Origin of the sequence: Brevundimonas sp. (genome assembly GCF_031412435.1) — a bacterium.
Taxonomy (GTDB): Bacteria; Pseudomonadota; Alphaproteobacteria; order Caulobacterales; family Caulobacteraceae; genus Brevundimonas.
Window position 1 is genome coordinate 47,851 of record NZ_JANODA010000018.1, and the last position, 13,878, is coordinate 61,728.

Below are 13,878 nucleotides of genomic sequence, written 5' to 3' on the forward strand. Positions count from 1 at the left end.
TTAACCTTTCGTTGACGGAAGGGGCGGCTCCCCCGATTCTGGCGAACCATGACGACCGGCGAGTGAGTCGGTCGTCGCCAGCTTTCGGACTATCGGATCATGACGCAGCCTCAGGTCATCGTCGTCGGCAATGAAAAGGGCGGGGCGGGCAAGTCCACCCTGGCCATCCACATCGTCTGCGGCCTGCTGCACGCCGGTCGGCGCGTGGCCATCCTCGACCTGGACCTGCGCCAGCGGTCGATGTCGCACTTCTTCTCCCATCGCGCCGCCTGGACCGCCGCCAACGGCGTCTCCCTGCCCATGCCGCTCGAGCCCGACCTCGGCGAGGGCAAGGCCCTGGCCAAGGCCGACGAGGCCGAACAGATCGCCCGCTTCGAAGCCGCCTTTGCCGAGGCGCAATCGGCCGATGTCATTCTGATCGACACCCCTGGCGGCGACACTGCGCTGTCCCGCGCAGCCCACGCCCGGGCTGACCAGATCGTCACCCCGATGAACGACAGCTTCGTCGACTTCGACATGCTGGGCACGGTCGATCCGGTGACGCTCGACCTGCTCAAGCCCTCGACCTATTCCGAGAGCGTCTGGGAGGCCCGCAAGCACCGCGCGATCAACGAGGGCCGTCACGCCGCCATCGACTGGGTCATCATCACCAACCGCCTTGCCGTCGCCGAGGCCCGCAACCGCCGCCGCCTCGAAGACAAGATGCAGAAACTGGCCAAGCGTGTCGGCTTCCGCGTCGGTCCCGGGCTTCGCGACCGGGTCATCTATCGCGAGCTTTTCCCTTTCGGTCTGACCGTCGCCGACCTGTCCAACGAGGTGCGCCCCGTGGCCGTATCCCTGGCCCACGTCGCCGCGCGTCAGGAAATGCGTAACCTCATGCAGTCGCTGGGCCTCGACGCGGTCGCCCTGCCGGCCCTGGACGCAGCGGCCTGACCCGAGCTCTCTCATGGGCCTGATCTGGCTCGTGCTGGTCGGCGTCGGCGTCTGGGCCCTGGCCAGGCTGGGCCGCCAGACCGAGGGTCCGCGCCGCGGCCAGTGGCGCGTCGCCGCCACCCTGATCTCCGCCGTGATGCTTGCCGGCGGCGCCCTGGCCCTGTCGAAGGGCGCATGGATCAGCGGTTCGGCCCTCGTCGGCGCGGCCCTGTGGCTGACGGTCTCGTCGCGCATCCGGTCCATTCCGGCGAAGCGCGAAAGCCTTGGCGACGCCGAGGCCCGCTCCATCCTCGGCGTCCCGATCGACGCGACGCCTGAGACTGTCAACGCCGCCTGGCGCCGCCTGATGGGCCGCGCCCACCCCGATCAGGGCGGCACCGAAGGGCTGGCCGCCCGCCTGAATGCGGCAAGAGACCGGTTGCTCAGAAAATAGCCTTCTCTCGCAAGGGGATAGTGTCCGCCTTTGCCTTCCGCCGCGACCACTCGTAAACCTCGCCCCATGCCGAAGCTGACCTCCGCCATCGACCCGCACTCGCCGAGCTTCAAGGCGCTGCACGCCCACAACACCGCCCTGAACGCCGAGCTGCGCGAGCGGGTGGCGAAGGCGGCCAGGGGAGGCTCGGACGCCAGCCGCGACCGTCACGTGTCGCGCGGCAAGCTGCTTCCGCGCGACCGCGTCGAACGCCTGCTCGACCCCGGCTCCCCCTTCCTCGAGATCGGCCAGCTCGCCGCCAACGGCATGTACAATGACGAGGCCGCCGGCGCCGGGATGATCTGCGGCGTCGGCCGGGTCTCGGGCCGCGAGGTCATGATCGTCGTCAACGACCCGACGGTGAAGGGCGGCGCCTATTTCCCCATGACCGTGAAGAAGCACCTGCGGGCCCAGGAGATCGCCGAACAGAACAACCTGCCCTGCGTCTATCTGGTCGATTCCGGCGGGGCCAACCTGCCGCACCAGGCCGAGGTCTTCCCCGACCGCGACCACTTTGGCCGCATCTTCTTCAACCAGGCCCAGATGTCGGCGAAAGGCATCCCCCAGATCGCCTGCGTCATGGGCTCCTGCACCGCCGGTGGCGCCTATGTCCCGGCCATGTCGGATGAGACGGTCATCGTCCGCAACCAGGGCACCATCTTCCTCGCCGGCCCGCCGCTGGTGAAGGCCGCCACCGGGGAGGTCATCTCGGCCGAGGAACTGGGCGGGGCGGAGACCCACGGCCGCAAGTCCGGCGTCGTCGACTATGTCGCCGAGAACGACGAGCACGCCTTGGAGATCGTGCGGGACATCGTCGGGCACCTGAACACCGTCAAACGCGTCGACATGGACGTCCGCGAGCCGAGGGAACCGGCGCTGGATCCGCAGGAACTCTACGGCCTCATCCCCGACGACGTCCGCGCCCCCTATGACGTCCGCGAGGTCATCGGCCGCATCGTCGACGGCTCGGAGTTCGAGGAGTTCAAGGCCCTGTACGGCCAGACCCTGGTCTGCGGTTTCGCCCGCATCTGGGGCTATCCGGTCGCCATCCTGGCCAACAACGGCGTGCTGTTCAGTGAGAGCGCGCTGAAGGGCGCCCATTTCATCGAACTGGCCTGCAAGCGGAAGATCCCCCTGGTCTTCCTGCAGAACATCTCCGGCTTCATGGTCGGCGGAAAATACGAGGCCGGCGGCATCGCCAAGGACGGGGCCAAGCTGGTCACCGCCGTCGCCTCGGCCTCCGTACCCAAGTTCACCATCCTGATCGGCGGCTCCTTCGGCGCGGGCAACTACGGCATGTGCGGCCGCGCCTTCGGCCCGCGTTTCCTGTTCACCTGGCCCAACAGCCGGATCAGCGTCATGGGCGGCGAACAGGCCGCGGCCGTCCTCGCCACCGTGCATAGGGATGCCGACAGCTGGACCCCGGAACAGGCCGAGGCCTTCAAGGCGCCGGTCCGCCAGAAATACGAGGACGAGGGCAATCCTTACCACGCCACCGCCCGCCTGTGGGACGACGGCGTCATCGACCCGACCCAGACCCGCGACGTGCTCGGCCTGGCCATCTCGGCCAGTTTGAACGCACCGATACCCGACACGACCTTTGGCGTGTTCAGGATGTGATTGAGGACTTTTCCATGACCGACCAACCCACCGAATCCGACCTGAACGCCCTGGACATCACCGATGCCGAGGCCGCCGAGATCAACGCGATCGCCCAGCCCCTGGTGCCCGATCCGGCGCCGGACGCCAACGACGACCTGATCCAGGTCGACGGCACCGCCGACGGCGTGGTCTTCGTCACCATCAACCGCCCGCACAAGAAGAACGCCTTCGACGCCGCCACCGTCGCGGCCCTGTACGAGACGTTCGAGACCCTGAACGGGGCCGACAACGTCCGCGTCGTCTTCATCCGCGGCGCGGGCGGGACCTTCAGCGCCGGTGGCGATCTGAACTGGATGCGCGACGCCATCGACTGGTCCGAGAGCGACAACCGCGAAGACGCCATGATGCTGGCGAAGATGCTCAAGGCCCTGCACGACATCCCGGCCCTGACGGTCGCCTTGGTCGAGGGCGCGGCCATGGGCGGCGGGGCGGGGATCGTCTGCGCCTGCGACATGGCCGTGGCGGTCGAGGGCAGCCGTTTCGCCTTCTCCGAGGTCAAGCTGGGCCTGATCCCCGGCACCATCGCCCCCTATGTGATCGAGGCCGTCGGCGCGCGCCGGGCCAAACAGCTGTTCCTGACCGCCAACATCTTCGACGCCGACTACGCGGCCCACGCCGGAATCATCGACATGGTCCTGCCCGAGGGCTCGATCGACGAGTTCGTCTCCATGCTGACCGACAGCCTGACCCAGAACGCGCCCGGCGCCATGGGCGAGGCCAAGCGTCTGGTCCGCGACGTCGCCGGCCGCCACATCGATCACGGCCTGATGGAGGAGACCGCCAAACGCATCGCCCGCGCCCGCGTCTCGCCCGAGGGCCAGGAAGGCGTCCGCGCCTTCCTCGAAAAGCGTGCGGCGCGCTGGGCGGAATAGGACTATGGCGGCGGGGGCGGCGGTGGCTACGAAATCGAAACGGGTGCGTGCGGCAAGGCCCCAGGCCCGGCCCTGCTCCAATTGTGAGACCCCGCTCGCCGGCGCCTATTGCCATGGCTGTGGGCAGAAAGCCCACCTGCACGACAAGCTGAAACATCTGGTCGAGGAGTTCGCCGAGGGCATCGCCCATTTCGACGGCCGGCTGTGGCGGACCCTGCCCCTGCTGGCGCTGCAGCCCGGACGTTTGAGCCGGGAGTGGATGGCCGGCCGACGGGTCCGCTATATGGCTCCGCTGCACCTGTTCCTGCTGGCGGTCTTCCTGCTGTTCCTGATCCCGAACTTTACCGGCCGGCATCTGTTCGATTTCGGGGATACCCCGGGCGAGGTCGCAGACAACACCGCCCTGTGGGTCGATAATCCGGACGGCACCCGAACGGCCGTTGGGCCCGGCGAGCTGGAGGCCTTCAAGAGGGATGAGGGGCTGCAAGGGTCCGCGGCGATGGCGGTCGATCTGGTGAGCAAGCTTGCCAAAAACCCGCAGTACTATGGCTACAAGATGGAGGCCCTGGCCTACAAGCTGTCGTTCATGACGGTGCCCATCTCCGTCGTGATTCTGTGGTTGCTCTACGCGTGGCGACGTGGGTTCAGCCTGTATCACCATACGGTGGTCTCACTGTACGGCCTCGGGTTTCTGGCCCTGCTGTTCGCCTTCTCAAGCGTGTTTTCCGGCGGTTTGGCGACGGCGTTGAACCTGCTCATTCTTTTGGCCGCCCCCGTCCATGTGGCCGTTCACCTGCGGGGTGCCTATGGCAGCGGCTGGGTCCAGACGATCGCCCGGACCCTCATGCTCAGCGTGCTGACGGTGCTCGCCTTCGCCAGCTTCCTCCTGGGCGTCGCCTTCCTCGGCCTGACAGGCTAGGAAACGCCATGTTCAAGTCCGTCCTGGTCGCCAATCGCGGCGAGATCGCCTGTCGTGTCTTCCGCACCGCCAAGCGGATGGGGATCCGCACCGTCGCCGTCTATTCCGAGGCGGACGCCGACGCCTTGCACGTGCGCGAGGCCGATGAGGCGGTCCTGATCGGCCCGGCCGCGGCCCGGGAGTCCTATCTGGTCGCCGACAAGGTCCTGGCCGCCGCCCGGGCCACGGGTTCCGAGGCCATCCATCCCGGCTACGGCTTCCTGTCGGAGAACGCCGAGTTCGCCGAGGCCGTGATGGCGGCCGGGATCGTCTGGATCGGCGCCCCGCCGGCCTCGATCCGGGCCATGGGCCTCAAGGACGCGGCCAAGAAACTGATGGTCGAGGCGGGCGTGCCCGTCACCCCCGGCTATATGGGCGAGGACCAGTCGCCGGAGCGGCTGAAATCCGAGGCCGACGCCATCGGCTATCCGGTCCTGATCAAGGCGGTCGCGGGCGGCGGCGGCAAGGGCATGCGGCGCGTCGATGCGAGCGAAGCCTTCCTCGACGGCCTCGCCTCCTGCCAGCGCGAGGCGGCCTCCAGCTTCGGCGACGACCGTGTCCTGATCGAGAAATACATCCTCTCGCCCCGCCACATCGAGGTTCAGGTGTTCGGCGACAGCCACGGCGAGGTGGTCCACCTGTACGAGCGCGACTGCTCTCTCCAGCGCCGCCACCAGAAGGTCATCGAGGAGGCCCCGGCCCCGGGCATGGACGCGGCGACCCGCGAGGCCGTGACCTCGGCGGCCGTGAAGGCGGCCAAGGCCGTGAACTACGTCGGCGCCGGCACCATCGAGTTCATCGCCGACGCCTCTGACGGGCTGAAGGCCGACCGCATCTGGTTCATGGAGATGAACACCAGGCTGCAGGTCGAACACCCTGTCACCGAGAGCATCACCGGCGTCGACCTGGTCGAATGGCAGTTCCGCGCCGCCGCCGGTGAGCCTGTGCCGCTGAAACAGGCCGACATCCCCATGAACGGCTGGGCCATGGAGGCCCGCCTCTACGCCGAGGACCCGGCCAACGGCTTCCTCCCCTCGATCGGCAAGCTGGATCACTTCGTCCTGCCTGACGACATCCGCATCGACACCGGCGTCGAACAGGGCGGCGAGGTCAGCCAGTTCTACGACCCCATGATCGCCAAGCTGATCGTGCACGAGACGAGCCGGGAGGCCGCCGCTGCTCGACTGGCCGACGCCTGCGGCGAGGTCGAGGTCTGGCCGGTGATGACGAATGCCGGGTTCCTGGTGCGTTGTCTGGAGCATTCCCGGTTTATCGCGGGGGACGTGGATACGGGTTTCATCGCCTCGGAAGAGGAGGCGTTGCTGAAAGCGCCGGGGCCTTCGGAGCGAGCCAGCACCGTAGCCGCCATGAGGTTGGGAGCTCCTGACTTTGACGACGACGGCTGGTCCCCTTGGGCCATCTATCGCAACGCCGGCTTCCGGTTGAACGGCGCCAGACGCCGGGAAATCCGCCTGTCTTTGAACGGTTCGCCGTTTTCCGCTGTCTATCCTGAGAACGCGGACGAGATTCCGGACTGGACTGATCTGGTGGACGAAGGCCGCTGGGTCTTTTTCGAAGGCGGAGATGTCTATGCCTTCGAGCGGCCAAACTATTCAGTCTCCGGCGCCGGAGCCGGCGGCCTCTCCTCCGACGGTTCCCTACGCGCCCCCATGCCCGGCAAGATCGTCGCCGTGCCCGCAAAGCCCGGCGACACGGTGACCAAGGGCCAGCCGATCATCGTGCTGGAAGCCATGAAGATGGAGCACGCCCTGACCGCGCCCTTCGAGGGCGTCGTGGGCGAGATCGGGTTCGCGGTCGGCGATCAGGTGACGGCGGATGCGGTGCTGGCGCGGGTCGAGGCCGCCTGAACCGCCCATGCCTCTCCATATGATCAAGCTGTGCGTCGGCGTCGCCCATGTGGAAACGCTGGAGCGCCGCGCGGCCAAGGGCCAGTGGCTGACGGTCAACACCCGGATGACCCCGAAACGCGCCGCCGAACTCGAAGACGGCGGCTCCCTGTTCTGGGTCATGAAGGGCTCGGTGACCTGCCGCATGCCCATTCTGGACGTCTCGACCAAGGGGGAAGGCAAGGCGTCCATGTGCCTGATCAAGCTGTCGCCCGAAGTCATCCGCACCGCGCCTCAGGCCCGCCGCCCCTTCCAGGGCTGGCGCTACCTCGAACCGAAAGACGCGCCGCCGGACCTGTCCTCGCTCGACGCCGGCGACATGCCCGAGGACCTGGCCAAACAGCTGCGCGAGATGGGGGCCTGGTAGGGATAAGGGAATACCGGTCAGGGATAAGGGAATAGGGACTAGGGGGCAGGGCGCCGAAGCGGCTATAGCCACCGGCCCGCCCGAACGCTTCGGCCTCATCTCTCCAGTCCCCCCGCGATGTTTCCTCCAAGCCCCGCCACACGCTCCGCGACGAAAGAGCTTCTGACCCTGGCCTGGCCGGTGGTGCTGGCGCGAATCGGCATCATGACCATGGGGCTGACCGACGCGATCGTGGTCGGCAACTACGCCTCGCGCGAACTGGCCTTCCATTCGCTGGCCTGGGCGCCCCATTCGATCATCGTCGTGACGGCGGTCGGCCTGCTGTTCGGCGTGCAGGTCATGACCGCCCGGATGCTGGGCGAGGGACGCCGCGCCGAGGTCGGGGCGGTGCTCCGGCGCGGATTCGTCTATGCGCTCCAGCTCGGCGTCGCCGCCTGTATCGCCCTCATCTTCCTCGGCCCCTGGCTCCTGCGCCAGATGAACCTTGAGGCGGGTCTGGCCGAGGGTGCGGGTCCTGCCCTGATCGTGCTCGCCCTGTCCATGCCCGCCTATCTGGTGTCGGTCGCGGCCCAGTTCTTCCTCGAGGCGCTCGGCAAGCCCAAGCCCGGCATGGTCGCCATGTGGGTGGCCAACGGCGTCAACCTGGCGCTCAACCTGCTGCTGGTGCCCGATCTGCTCGGCCTCGGCATCAATGGCGCCGAGGCGTCCTGCTGGGCGACCTTCGCGGCGCGGGCGGCCCTGGCCATCTTCCTCGTCATCTACATCGTCCGCCTGCCGGAGGCGCGGGCGCTGGGAGTCTTCACCCGGCCGAAGCCCGACCCCGTGGCCGCCGCCGAACAGCGCCGCATCGGCTATGGCGGCGGCTCGTCCTATTTCATCGAGGTCGCGGCCTTTGCCGCCATGACCTTCATCGCCGGTCAGCTGGGCGCCAACGAAACGGCGGCCTGGGCCGTGGTGCTGAACGTTTCCGCGATCGTCTTCATGGTCCCCATGGGTCTCTCGTCGGCCACCGCGGTCCTGGTCGGCCGGGCCTATGGCGCAGGTGACAGACCCGGCGCCCTGCGCGCGGGCCTGGTCGGGGTGGGGGTGGTGACCGCCCTGACCCTGGGCGTCGCCCTGCTGGTCTGGCCGAGCGCGAGCCTGCTGGTCGGGGCCTACAATCGCGATCCGGCACTGCTGGCCCTGGCCGCGCCCGCTCTGGTGCTGGCGACCCTCTTCTTCGTGGCGGACGGGATCCAGGTCGTCGCGGCCCAGGCCAACCGCGCGGCCGGAGACGTGTGGTGGCCCACGATCATGCATTTCGTCGCCTACGGCGGGATCATGATGCCGCTCGGCTGGGTTCTCGCGCACCAGATCGGCGTCGATGGACTGGTCTGGGCGGTCATCATCGCCAGCCTGGTCTCGTCCACGCTGCTGACCGGCCGGTTCGTGCGCGTCGCGCGACGGGTCCCCGCGACATAGCCGTCGCAAGGCGCTGTCCGTCTTAAGGTGACTACTGTGGTAAGGGCGCCTATATCGGCCGCTTCGTCACGTACTGGACTCTCATGGCCCGCATCCTGATCACCTCGGCGCTGCCGTACATCAACGGCATCAAGCATCTGGGGAATCTCGCGGGCTCCATGCTGCCGGCCGACGTCTTCGCCCGGTTCAAGCGGGCCCAGGGCCACGAGACCCTCTATATCTGCGCCACCGACGAGCACGGCACCCCGGCCGAACTGGCCGCCGCCGCCGCCGGTCAGGACGTCCAGACCTATTGCGACGAACAGCACGAGATCCAGAAGGCCGCCGGTCAGGCCTTCGGCCTCAGCTACGACTGGTTCGGCCGCTCCTCGCGCGAACCGAACCGTCGCCTGACCCAGCATTTCGCCCATGTGCTGGAGCAGAACGGCCTGATCGAGGAACGGGTCGACCGGATGATCTATTCGATCGACGACGCCCGCTTCCTGCCCGACCGCTATGTCGAGGGGACCTGCCCCCATTGCGGCCATGTGGGCGCGCGCGGCGACCAGTGCGACAACTGCGGCCGTCTGCTCGACCCCACCGACCTGATCGCCCCCTATTCGTCGGTCTCGGGCTCGACCAACCTCGAGGTCCGCGACACTCGCCACCTCTATCTGCTGCAGACGAAGATCGAGAACCGCATCCGCGACTGGATCGAATCGAAGACCGACTGGCAGACTCTGGCCCGCTCCATCGCCCTGAAACACCTCGACGAAGGCCTGATCGACCGGGGCATCACCCGCGACCTGAAGTGGGGCGTGCCGGTGGTCGGCCCCGACGGCGGTCCGCGTCCGGGCATGGAGGGCAAGGTCTTCTACGTCTGGTTCGACGCCCCCATCGAATACATCGGCGCGACCGAGGAATGGGCAGAAGCCAACGGCACGACCTGGCGCGACTGGTGGCGGACCGACGAAGGCGCCGATGACGTCCGCTACGTCCAGTTCATGGGCAAGGACAACGTCGCCTTCCACACGGTCAGCTTCCCCGCGACCATCCTTGGCTCCGGCGAGCCGTGGAAGACGGTCGACACCCTGAAGGCCTTCAACTGGCTGAACTGGTACGGCGGCAAGTTCTCGACCTCGCAGAAGCGCGGCGTCTTCATGGACCAGGCGCTGGAAATCCTGCCCGCCGACTACTGGCGCTGGCATCTGACCGCCTATGGGCCCGAGGGCTCGGACGCGGCCTTCACCTGGGAGCAGTTCCAGTCGACGACCAACAAGGACCTGGCCGACGTGCTGGGGAACTTCGTCAACCGGATCGTCAAATTCGCCGAGTCGAAGTTCGACGGCGTCGTCCCCGAGGGCGGCGAACCCGGCCCGCTCGAAGAGAAGCTTGAGGCCGACATCCGCGCCGGCATCGCCGAGGCGACCGAGGCCTTCGAAGCCATGGAGTTCCGCAAGGCCTGTCAGGCCCTGCGCGCCGTCTGGGTGCTGGGCAACGAATACCTTCAGGAGGCCGCGCCCTGGACTGCGTTCAAGACCGATGTCGATCGCGCCGCCGTCGGCGTCCGCACCGGCCTGAACCTCGTCGCCCTGTTCGCCCGCATCGCGGCGCCGGTCATGCCCGCCTCGGCCGGGAAGATCGCCGCCGCCGTCGGCGAGACGGACCTCAGCTGGCCGGCCATCGACGCCGCCCTGCTGGACCAGCTGCCGCGCGGTCAACAGGTCGCCGCCGCCGAGGTGCTCTTCAAGAAGATCGAGGACGTCCAGGTCGCAGAGTGGACCGACCGCTTCGGCGGCGCCCAGTGAAGCCCGCGCTGGCGGATCATTCCCCGGCGACCCTTGCGGCGGTGCGTTCGCGCCTCGCCGCCACCGGCCGCGCCCAGTTGCACGGTTTGCTGACGGAACCCTACGCCGACAATCTGCGGGTCGAGGCCGACAGGCCCGACTTCAACGTCGTCACCCGCCGTTCGACCGGCCATGTCGACCTGTCCGCCGCCTGGCTGCATTCGCTGGAGCCGCACCAGCGACAGGCCCTGGGACAGGCGGTGCAGACCGCCGCCATCCACGACTTCCAGTACCTGTTCGACAACCACCCTATCTACGACATGGCCGAGGCCGGAACCGCCGAGCCCGTCTGGGCCGATCTGGTCGCCTTCCTGAATGGCGAGGCCTTCCTCGGTCTGATGCGCGAGGCGACGGGCGAACCCCGCATCGCCCTGGCCGACGCCCAACTGACCCGATTCCGAAAAGGTCACTTCCTGACCGAACACGACGACACGGCCGAGGGGAAGAATCGCCTTTACGCCTACGTCCTGGGCCTGACGCCCGGCTGGCGCATCGACTGGGGCGGCCTGCTGGCCTTCCATGACGCAGAGGGCAATGTCGGCGAGGCCTTCACCCCGCGCTTCAACACCCTGAACCTGCTCAGGGTCCCCGCGCCCCATTCGGTGACCCAGGTCGCCCTGTCCGCCGGCGCCGACCGCGTGTCGGTCACCGGCTGGCTTCGCGGCGTCTGACTATTCGAACAGGGTTTGTGGCGCGCCGTACTCGTCGGGCCAAGCCAGATAGGCCACGTCGGTCGGACCGACCACGAAGCCCACCACCCGCCACGTCCCCGCGCTCCGGCGCAGCAGGGCGAAGGTCCCGGGCCCGTCGAAGAAGCCCTCCTCGAGCGCGCTGGCGTAGCGGGTCTTGCTGAAGTCGATCGGACGACCGTTCGGCTGCTGGATCGACCCGGCATAGAAGGCCCAGTCGCCCTGAACCCGCAGCCGGTCGACCATGAACTGCACCGGCTGGCCTCCCAGATCGCGCTGGATCGCCGGCCGCAGCGCATCGAGGATCGGACGACGCAGCGGATCGCCGACAGGCACGGATCGCGGCCCGGCCTGGGCCACGGTCACAGGGGGCGCGACCGGCGTAGCCGCCATAGGCCCCGCGATCAGCGCGGAAATTAGAATGACGCTCACTTCAGCCTCCGCCTTGCGACCTTGAACGGCGGACTATTCCGCCCCGGCCGGCTCCGGCGACGCTACTGCGGTCCCGGCCGGCGCGGAAGCGGCGTCCGCCGCCGCGTCAGGCGACGTCAGGGGTTCGCCAGCGCCGGGCAGGGTGCTGTCCTCGGTCCGCACGCCCTTCTGGAACTTCTCGACCTCAGAGGGGGAGATATCGAGGAAGGCCGGGGCGGCGGCGTTGAACGGCTCCAGATTGCCCGTCCGCACCACGACCGAGCGCGCGCCGTCCCAGATCATGTGCAGGGCGACGTACAGGACGATGACCAGACCGACGTAGCCGATCCAGCGGTACTTGTTCAGCAGCTTGGCGATGAAGGTCGCGGCCAGACCCATCAGGGCGATGGACAGGATCAGGCCGAACACCATGATCCACGGGTGATCGTGCGCCGCGCCGGCGACGGCCAGCACATTGTCGAGCGACATGGTGATGTCGGCGATCATGATTTGCAGCAACGCTGCGCCGAAGGTCTTGCGCTTCAGGCCCAGTTCCTCGGGCGAGGGCCCCTTGCCGTGCTCGATGGCCAGGGCCAGTTCGAGTTCGGCCTGCGCCTCTGCCTGATCGTGGGTCTTCTGCTCCTGAATCTCGCGCCACATCTTCCAGCAGACCCAGAGCAGCAGCACCCCGCCCGCGAGCAGCAGGCCGACGATGGCCAGAAGCTGCACCGTGATCAGGGCGAAGCCGATGCGCATGACGACGGCTGCGGCCAGGCCGATCAGGATCGCCTTGCGGCGCTGCTCGGCCGGCAAGGCGGCGGCGGCCAGACCCACGGCCACGGCATTGTCGCCGGCCAGGACCAGATCGATGGCCAGAACCTGACCCAGGGCGGTCAGCTGGCTGGCGAATTCGGGAGAGCTGAGAAATTCCATGAGGCGCTGTTAGGGCAGGGGGTTGGGGTTAATCAAGCGACCGTTGCTTCCGTGTGGCCTCATACAGGGCGACCGCCGCCGCATTGGAGACATTCAGGCTCTCGAATCCGCCCGGCATGGGGATTTTGGCCAGGACGTCGCAGTGTTCGGCCACCAGCCGGCGGATGCCGTCACCCTCAGATCCCATGACCAGAACGGTCGGCTGGTGATCCAGCGCGTTCTCCAGCAGTTCATCGGACGACCCGTCCAGTCCGACCGCCCGCCAGCCCAGATCGGCCAGCCGCTCCAGCGCCCTCGACAGATTCGTCACCCGCGCGCAGGGCAGGCGCTCGGTCGCCCCCGCCGCCGCCTTGGCCAGGGCTCCGGCGAGCACCGGCGAATGGCGGTCCTGGACGATGATGCCCCTGGCGCCGAACGCCAGGGCCGAACGGAAGATGGCGCCGACGTTCTGCGGATCGGTCAGCTGGTCCAGCATGACGATGAGTCCCTCGGCGGGCTCGGCGAAGTCCTCCAGCGCCACGCCCTCCAGCGGCTGGACCTTGAAGGCGAGGCCCTGGTGCACGGCGCCGGCGGGCAGCATGCGCTCCAGCGCGAGCGAATCGATCACCTCGACCTTGTGGCCGTTCGGAATGCCTTCGCGTTCCAGCTCGGCGGCGCGATCGGCCGTGGCCAGGAGACGGCCCATGCCCTTGCGCGCCGGGTTCTCCAGCGCCGCCAGCACGGGATGGCGGCCCCAGACGAAGCCGTCGGCGTCGACCTTGCCCCGCCCGGCGCGCGGCGCGCCCGTGCTGAAGGCCTTGGTGGGCGGATTGGGGTTCCAGCCGCCCCGGTCGGGGCCGCCCCTGGGAGCATGCAAAGCCCCGCCCTTACGGCTCCGCTCATCGGATTTACCGGGCCCTTTTTTGCCCGATTTCCGGTCGTTGCGTTCTGGATTTCTCGACACTATAAGACGCCCTCCGATTTGGAGCCCTAGGGCTTTCGGGTCTGGCGCTCCCTCTATCTCAGGCGTGTCCCGACCTCGAAGCCTTTTGTTCCGACACCGGTCGAAAGATCGGTCAGGGACGGTTCGGACGGATCGATAAGGCGCGCTGGGGGAATGTCCCGAGTGGCAAAGGGGGGGGACTGTAAATCCCCTGCGTAAGCTTCGCAGGTTCGAGTCCTGCTTCCCCCACCACGCGCTTTCGATACGGACGACAGGGTTTTCGAAGAGGATCAGCTGCGGAAGTTTCTTTGTGAAAACAAAGGACTGCCGTGGTTTCCGTGCGGGTATAGTATAATGGTAATACAGCAGCCTTCCAAGCTGAATATGTCGGTTCGATTCCGTCTACCCGCTCCAGGTTTTTGATAGCACCCAGCGCCCCTCAACCCGGGCCATCAGGAGTTTGGC

13 protein-coding genes and 2 tRNA genes are annotated in these 13,878 nt (G+C 67.7%); 12 read left to right on the top strand and 3 right to left on the bottom strand.

Going from position 1 to position 13,878, the window contains the following annotated elements; all coding sequences use genetic code 11:
• Positions 1-99: 99 nt before the first annotated feature.
• From RMO01_RS03465 to RMO01_RS03510, 10 genes are all read left to right on the top strand, one after another.
• The gene (locus RMO01_RS03465; RefSeq protein WP_309627653.1) at positions 100-933 is read left to right on the top strand and encodes a division plane positioning ATPase MipZ; all 834 of its coding nucleotides are present in this window, start codon (positions 100-102) and stop codon (positions 931-933) included.
• 13 nt (positions 934-946) lie between these two features.
• Positions 947-1,366, top strand: coding sequence for a molecular chaperone DnaJ (locus tag RMO01_RS03470; protein ID WP_309627654.1), 420 nt, complete (start codon positions 947-949; stop codon positions 1,364-1,366).
• 66 nt (positions 1,367-1,432) lie between these two features.
• Positions 1,433-3,025: a carboxyl transferase domain-containing protein gene (locus RMO01_RS03475; protein WP_309627655.1), complete on the top strand. Its 1,593-nt coding sequence runs from the start codon at positions 1,433-1,435 to the stop codon at positions 3,023-3,025.
• Between the two features lie 14 nt (positions 3,026-3,039).
• Positions 3,040-3,939 (top strand): enoyl-CoA hydratase-related protein, encoded by a 900-nt coding sequence (locus tag RMO01_RS03480; protein ID WP_309627656.1) that lies wholly within the window; start codon positions 3,040-3,042, stop codon positions 3,937-3,939.
• A 22-nt stretch (positions 3,940-3,961) separates the two neighbouring features.
• Positions 3,962-4,858, top strand: a complete 897-nt coding sequence (locus tag RMO01_RS03485) for a DUF3667 domain-containing protein (protein WP_309627657.1) — start codon at positions 3,962-3,964, stop codon at positions 4,856-4,858.
• Positions 4,859-4,866: 8 nt separating this feature from the next.
• Entirely contained in the window at positions 4,867-6,765 is a 1,899-nt protein-coding gene (locus tag RMO01_RS03490; protein WP_309627658.1) for an acetyl/propionyl/methylcrotonyl-CoA carboxylase subunit alpha, read from the top strand.
• A 7-nt stretch (positions 6,766-6,772) separates the two neighbouring features.
• Positions 6,773-7,171, top strand: a complete 399-nt coding sequence (locus RMO01_RS03495) for a DUF1489 domain-containing protein (protein WP_309627659.1) — start codon at positions 6,773-6,775, stop codon at positions 7,169-7,171.
• Between the two features lie 117 nt (positions 7,172-7,288).
• Positions 7,289-8,632, top strand: coding sequence for an MATE family efflux transporter (locus RMO01_RS03500; RefSeq protein WP_309627660.1), 1,344 nt, complete (start codon positions 7,289-7,291; stop codon positions 8,630-8,632).
• 83 nt (positions 8,633-8,715) lie between these two features.
• Positions 8,716-10,419 (top strand): methionine--tRNA ligase, encoded by a 1,704-nt coding sequence (gene metG, locus RMO01_RS03505; protein WP_309627661.1) that lies wholly within the window; start codon positions 8,716-8,718, stop codon positions 10,417-10,419.
• A complete protein-coding gene (locus tag RMO01_RS03510) occupies positions 10,416-11,129 on the top strand; it encodes a 2OG-Fe(II) oxygenase family protein (RefSeq protein WP_309627662.1) in 714 nt (237 codons plus the stop codon). The genes metG and RMO01_RS03510 overlap by 4 nt, the downstream gene beginning before the upstream one ends.
• On the opposite strand, the gene RMO01_RS03515 is transcribed toward RMO01_RS03510, so the two are convergent.
• The 3 genes from RMO01_RS03515 to rlmB are packed head-to-tail and all read right to left on the bottom strand — an operon-like array spanning position 11,130 to position 13,347.
• The gene (locus RMO01_RS03515) at positions 11,130-11,579 is read right to left on the bottom strand and encodes a hypothetical protein (protein WP_309627663.1); all 450 of its coding nucleotides are present in this window, start codon (positions 11,577-11,579) and stop codon (positions 11,130-11,132) included.
• Positions 11,580-11,612: 33 nt separating this feature from the next.
• The gene (locus tag RMO01_RS03520; RefSeq protein ID WP_309627664.1) at positions 11,613-12,491 is read right to left on the bottom strand and encodes a TerC family protein; all 879 of its coding nucleotides are present in this window, start codon (positions 12,489-12,491) and stop codon (positions 11,613-11,615) included.
• Between the two features lie 28 nt (positions 12,492-12,519).
• A complete protein-coding gene (gene rlmB, locus RMO01_RS03525) occupies positions 12,520-13,347 on the bottom strand; it encodes a 23S rRNA (guanosine(2251)-2'-O)-methyltransferase RlmB (protein ID WP_409013038.1) in 828 nt (275 codons plus the stop codon).
• Positions 13,348-13,581: 234 nt separating this feature from the next.
• On the opposite strand from rlmB, the gene RMO01_RS03530 reads away from it, so the two are divergent.
• Together RMO01_RS03530 and RMO01_RS03535 are read left to right on the top strand one after the other, a co-directional pair.
• Positions 13,582-13,665 (top strand) — tRNA-Tyr (locus RMO01_RS03530).
• 88 nt (positions 13,666-13,753) lie between these two features.
• A tRNA-Gly gene (locus tag RMO01_RS03535) sits at positions 13,754-13,827 on the top strand.
• Positions 13,828-13,878: the final 51 nt, after the last annotated feature.